The following is a 5,875-nucleotide window of genomic DNA, read 5'->3' on the forward strand; positions in this document are numbered from 1 at the left end:
GACCCGTCTTCGGCGGTCCGCCCGGCCGGATGCTGTAACCGAAGGCATCACGCAGCGCGTGACGCGAGGACCGACCGGAAGCCACGGCAGAGGCTGGGAACCCTACACAATCTTGCCGCAATCCCGGCAGAAGCTGGGAACCCGGCACCGTTTTATCAACGACCCCAGCCTAAAAACTTACTCCGCCCGCACTGCCCGACGCCTCCCCGACATCACATAACCGGCGCAGGCACAGGCCGCAATAAACCACGGAATAAACTTAATCAGCGCCGAATCACTGCCGCTAATCAACTGCAGATTATCAATCACCAACACAATCGTTATCAGCATAAAAATAATCGCCAGCAGCGGAGCCCAGAACACCTGCCAGGCACTGTTATCATGCTCAACGCGATAACGGAAAAACACGATAACCGCCGCCGAAACCCCCACCTGCAACATCAGAATCGCCAGCGTGGCAATCGCCGAACCGAAGGCAAAAATATGCACCATCGGGTCCATATTGGTACTGCCCATCCCCGCCAGCAGCAGCAGTAAAATCACGCTGTGCATATGACTGGCCTTGTGCGGCGTCCCGTTGGTCGGATGCGTCTCCGACAGCTCCTTCCAGATCAACCCGTCGCGGCTGATGCTGTAGATATAGCGCGAAATATTGTTGTGGAAGGCCAGTGTGGCCGCAAACAGGCTGGTAATCAGCAGCACCGACATGGTTTCAACCGCCCACTGGCCGACGTACTGCCGGGTGATATCAAACACGAAGTTGCCGGGATCTTTACTGGCGATCGCCGCAATCTGCTCAAAGCCGTAAACCTGCACAAACGACCAGCTGGTGAAACAGAAGAAGGCGGTAATAATCACCAGCGCACAGATCGTGGCGCGTGGAATGGTTTTCTTCGGCTCCCGGCACTCCTCGGCATAGATTGCCGTGGACTCAAAACCGATAAACGCAGCGATGGAAAACACAAAGGCGATGCCGAGATTACCGTGCATAAACACCGACGGCTCAAATGAACTGAAATTCAGCGGGCCGCTCTTTTTCAACAGAATCATCACGTCGGTCAGCAGCACAATCGCCACCTCGGCCAGCATCAGCACGCCCAGCAGTTTGCCGCCGACCTCAACCCGCTTAATGCCCAGCACCCAAGCGATGACCGCAAACAGCATGCTCAGCGCCCACCAGGGAATATGGGCCGCCAGATGCTGCTCCAGAAACAGGCTGCTGAAGAAACCGAGCATCGCCATAATCGCCGTCTGCACCGAGAAATAGGCCAGCAGCGCCAGCATGGAAGCCGATGCGCCCCAGCTTTCACCCAGCCCCTTTGAGATATAGGTGTAGAACGCCCCGGCATCGGTGACGTAGCGGCTCATGGTCAGGTAACCGACGGAAAACAGCATCAGGATCAGGCAGGCGATAATATAAACCACCGGAATACCGCCGCCGTTTCCGGTGAAAATCGCCACCGGCAGCCCGCCGACTACCCCGGTAAGGGGGGAGGCCGCCGCCACAACAAAGAACACCAGGGAAGAAAGTCCGAGGGTATTTTTTCGTAAACCGCTTGAGTTACTCATCGCCAGCGCCTTATTGCAGAGTGAAATCGAACCCAGAGAAGTGAGCTTTCTGAGCAGGAAACTGATATGCATCATTTCTCAGCGGTGAGGGCGGCGATAGAAAAAATCGGACAGCACGGCGGTGCAACAGCTGCACCATTTCAGTGCTACTTTCTGCTAACGGGTCGCTAACCTTGCGCTAACGACCGGGGTTCAGTGATGGCGAATACGACCGTTGTAGGACTCGTGCAGCGTGCGGCGCTGATAGTCCAGCGGCGTGGTGCTGACCAGCTTTTTGAACTCGCGCAGGAAGTGCGATTGATCGCTAAAACCCAGGTCCAGCGCGAGGTCGGAAAATGACACCGCGCCCTGCTGATGCAGGCTGTTCAACGCTGCCTGGCAGCGCATAATGCGGCCGAAGGTTTTCGGCGACATCCCGGTATCCTGCCTGAACTGGCGCTGAATCGTCCGGCAGGTGTAGCCGGTCAGTGACTCCAGCTGCTCAATGCGGATATTGCCTTTTTGCCGCAGGATGGTCTGAATACTCAGCCCGGTCACGGCAGACGTTTTGCGCACCAGTCGCGAGGTAAAATGCTGATTAAACAACTCTATCTGCCGCGAGAACTGCGAATGGCGCAGGATCTGCTCGCAGGCCAGCCGGGCATCCGGCACCACATCCAGAAAGTTAAACTCGCGATCGGTTAACTCCTCCGCCACCAGGTCCAGAAAGTCCGGCACCACCCCCGGCGCAAAGCGTACGCCGAAGTAGCGATGATCGCGGATCAGCTCCGCGCTGCGTGCTTCCAGCGTGGTGCCGCACACCCGCGCTACCGGCTTTAGCGCATCACAGTCAAACACGATATCCACGCAGCCGTCCGGGATGGCCAGCGTCAGGCTGGCGGAGTGCGCCACGTCAAAACTGTAGAAGTGAGCAATCGCCGGATGGCGGGAGGCCATCAGCGAGTACTGATGCGCCGCGCTAAGCACAAACCACGGCTGTTCCGGCTGGATGACGGCGCTCTGGCCGCAGGCAAGATCGTGTGACATAGGCGGTTCCTGCATAGCAATGATGATGCTCAGTCAATGCAATCAGGGTGCCACTTCCGTTTTGGGGCGTTTCAGCGCGTGTCGCAAATATTCAATACAGCCCCGGCAGCCTCACGATATTCATAACGCAATTCCTGCGCTATCACCCGTTTTCCAGAGGCGACCGAGATGACCGACAACACCAGAATTGATTTTCTCTACCTTTCCGAGCAGGACATGATCCGTGCCGGAGTGACCGATATGGCCAGCTGTGTGGATACGATGGAGGAGATGTTTGGCCTGCTGTATCAGGGCGACTATCGTATGGCCGGTGCCAATAACGACTCCCACGGTGCGATGGTCACCTTCCCTGAAAACTCGCCGTTTCCCACTATGCCGAAGCCGACGGCTGACCGCCGTCTGATGGCGATGCCCGCCTACCTCGGCGGCAGCTTTTGCACCGCTGGGGTGAAGTGGTACGGCTCGAATATTGCCAATCGGCAGAAGGGGTTACCGCGCTCGATCCTGATGTTCACCCTTAACGATGCCGACACCGGTGCACCGCTGGCGCATATGTCCGCCAACCTGCTTTCCGCCTACCGCACCGGGGCGGTGCCGGGGGTCGGCGCTCGCCATCTGGCGCGTAAAGATTCCCGAGTGATTGGCCTGCTGGGGCCGGGTGTGATGGGAAAAACGGCCGTTGCCGCGTTTCTTGCCGTCTGCCCGCAGATCGACACCATCAAGGTGAAAGGGCGCGGGCAGCGTAGCCTGGACAATTTCATCTCCTGGGTCACCGCCACCTGGCCGCAGATCGCCACCGTGCAGGTGGTCGATACCCTCGAAGAGGTCGTGCGCGGTTCCGATATCGTTACCTACTGTAGCTCCGGCGAGGTGGGCGATCCGGCGACCTATCCGATCGTGAAGCGCGAGTGGGTGAAGCCCGGCGCGTTCCTGGCGATGCCCGCACTGTGCAATATCGACGAAGGGATGGAGCGGGCCGACGTGCGCAAGGTGCTGGATAACACCGGCCTGTATCACGCCTGGTTCGAGGAAGTGCCCAAACCAGCCCACCACACCATTCCCGTTATCGGCGTGCGCTTTATGGACATGCTGGCCGCCGGACAGCTGGCCCCGGAACAGCTGGAAGACATCGGCAAAATCATCGCCGGGGACGCGCCGGGCCGCCTGAACGATGACGAAATTATCATTATGTCGGTCGGCGGTATGCCGGTTGAAGACGTGGCCTGGGGCACGGTGGTTTACCGCAATGCGCTGGCCAACAACATCGGCGTCAAGCTGAACCTGTGGGACAGCCCGGCGCTGAGCTGAACCTGTTTGCACGCTTCTCCCCCTGATACGTTTACCTGAATGGAAGAACAACATGACCAGAATCATCAAAGTAAAAACCGGATCGATCTTCGAAGAAAAAGCCAGCTACTCGCGCGTGGTGGCGGTCGATAACTGGATCTACGTTTCCAATACCGCCGGGCGCAACCCGCAGACCAAAGAGATCCCCGAGGACATTGCCGAACAGACGCAGCAGGTGTTTGCCAATGTTGAGCAGGCGCTGGCGGCGGTAGATGCCACGCTGGCCGACGTAATTTGTTCACGCCTTTTTATTCAGGACCCTGCCGATATCCATACGGTGATGGCTATCGTCGGCGAGAAATTCCGTGGCATCGACCCTGCCTTAACGGCTACCTGCCCGCCGCTGGGTTCCACGGTGTACAAAGTGGAGCTGGAGGTTACTGCTTACCGTGGAGCCTCTACTGCCAGCGTTGAAAAGCTTAACGTTTCTCAGTAATTCACTCAGCATAAGAAGGTGATGGCGATGGCTCCTGCGATAACGCCGGTACAAACGTCCGCGAACTTCCCGCCGCAAACCACGGTGGTAATTATTGGCGGCGGTATAGTCGGCCTGACGGCGGCGCTGACGCTGGCGGAACGAAATATTCCAGTTGTGGTGCTGGAAAAAGGCCGCATAGCCGGGGAACAGTCTTCCCGTAACCTCGGCTGGGTGCGGAAAACCAGCCGTCTGGCCGAGGATATTCCGCTGGCGCAGGCCGCCGATCGGCTATGGGCGGAGATGTCGGAACGGGTCGGCAGTGATGTCGGCTATCGTCAGGCAGGCATTATGTTTGCCGCCCGCACGGAGGCACAGATGGCGATGTACGAAGGCTGGCTGAAATCGGTCAGTTCTCTGCATCTGGATTCCCATCTGCTGAGCGCGCAGCAGATCGCCGCCCAGGTGCCTGGCGGCAGCAGTCAGTGGGCCGGAGGGATCTTCACCCCATCCGACGGGCGGGCGGAGCCGACGCTGGCCTCCAGCGCCATTGCCCGCGCGGCGATGGCCAAAGGGGCAGTGATTGTTGAGCACTGCGCGGTGCGTACGCTGAGTACGACAGCGGGCAGGGTCAGCGGTGTGGTGACCGAACGTGGGGAAATCCGCTGCGAGCAGGTGCTGCTGGCTGGTGGTATCTGGTCGAGGCGTCTGCTGGGCAATCTGGGGATTTCGCTACCGGTGCTGCCGCTGGTGTGCTCGGTACTGCGCACGAAGCCGATGAACGGGCCGACGGATATTGCCGTGGGTGCACCGGATTTCTCCTTCCGTAAGCATATCGACGGCGGTTTTATCATTACTCAGCGCGGTGCACTGGACGCGTCGCTGACGCTGGACCATTTTCTGTTGGGAACGCGCTATCTGCCGCAGCTTCGCGCGCAGCGGGATTTTCTGCGGATTAAAATCGGCACGCCGTTTGTCCGCGATCTGATGCTGGCGCGGCGCTGGCGGTCCAGCAGCCGCACGCCGTTCGAGCAGGTGCGGACGATGGACCCGCCGGTGAATGCGGGGCTGAATCAGGAGGCGCTAACCAACCTCAGGGAGGCGTGGCCGGTGTTTTCGCAGGCGGAAATTGCCGAAGCGTGGGCCGGAACTATCGATGTGACGCCGGATTCGAATCCGGTTATTGGCCCGGTGGCGAAGCTGCCCGGTCTGACGCTGGCGACTGGTTTTTCCGGGCACGGTTTCGGCACTTCACCGGCGGCAGGGCAGCTGGCGGCGGATCTGGTGTGTGGGGATGCGCCGCTGATCGATCCTGCGCCGTACCGGTTCGATCGCTTTTGAGGGTGCAGCCGGGGCGCGGATAACACTGCGCCGGGTACTCAACTTTTGCAGATGTTGCTGATAAAACCGCGCCGGGTTCCCAGCCTCTGCCGGGGCTTCCGGTCGGTCCTCGCGTCACGCGAAGCGTGATGCCTTCGGTTACAGCACCCGGCCGGTCGGACCGTCGAAGACGTGTCG

At 59.4% G+C, this 5,875-nt stretch carries 5 protein-coding genes; 3 read left to right on the top strand and 2 right to left on the bottom strand.

The window, feature by feature from the left end:
* Positions 1 to 177: 177 nt before the first annotated feature.
* Complete coding sequence (locus IBT47_RS26665) at positions 178 to 1,569, bottom strand: APC family permease (protein ID WP_200564254.1); 1,392 nt, start codon at positions 1,567 to 1,569, stop codon at positions 178 to 180.
* A gap of 192 nt (positions 1,570 to 1,761) precedes the next feature.
* Positions 1,762 to 2,595, bottom strand: a complete 834-nt coding sequence (locus IBT47_RS26670; protein ID WP_200547183.1) for a helix-turn-helix domain-containing protein — start codon at positions 2,593 to 2,595, stop codon at positions 1,762 to 1,764.
* Between the two features lie 168 nt (positions 2,596 to 2,763).
* On the opposite strand from IBT47_RS26670, the gene IBT47_RS26675 reads away from it, so the two are divergent.
* Genes IBT47_RS26675 through IBT47_RS26685 form a run of 3 tightly spaced genes read left to right on the top strand, consistent with a single transcriptional unit; the run spans position 2,764 to position 5,698 of the window.
* Entirely contained in the window at positions 2,764 to 3,903 is a 1,140-nt protein-coding gene (locus IBT47_RS26675) for a tyramine oxidase subunit B (RefSeq protein WP_105594138.1), read from the top strand.
* A gap of 52 nt (positions 3,904 to 3,955) precedes the next feature.
* The gene (locus tag IBT47_RS26680) at positions 3,956 to 4,378 is read left to right on the top strand and encodes a RidA family protein (protein WP_105594129.1); all 423 of its coding nucleotides are present in this window, start codon (positions 3,956 to 3,958) and stop codon (positions 4,376 to 4,378) included.
* 27 nt (positions 4,379 to 4,405) lie between these two features.
* Positions 4,406 to 5,698 carry an FAD-binding oxidoreductase gene (locus IBT47_RS26685; RefSeq protein ID WP_200564256.1) on the top strand — a complete coding sequence of 431 codons (1,293 nt, stop codon included), beginning with the start codon at positions 4,406 to 4,408 and terminating at the stop codon, positions 5,696 to 5,698.
* The last annotated feature ends 177 nt before the right edge of the window (positions 5,699 to 5,875 follow it).

It is taken from the genome of Erwinia sp. S43, from assembly GCF_016624745.1.
GTDB lineage: Bacteria > Pseudomonadota > Gammaproteobacteria > Enterobacterales > Enterobacteriaceae > Erwinia > Erwinia coffeiphila.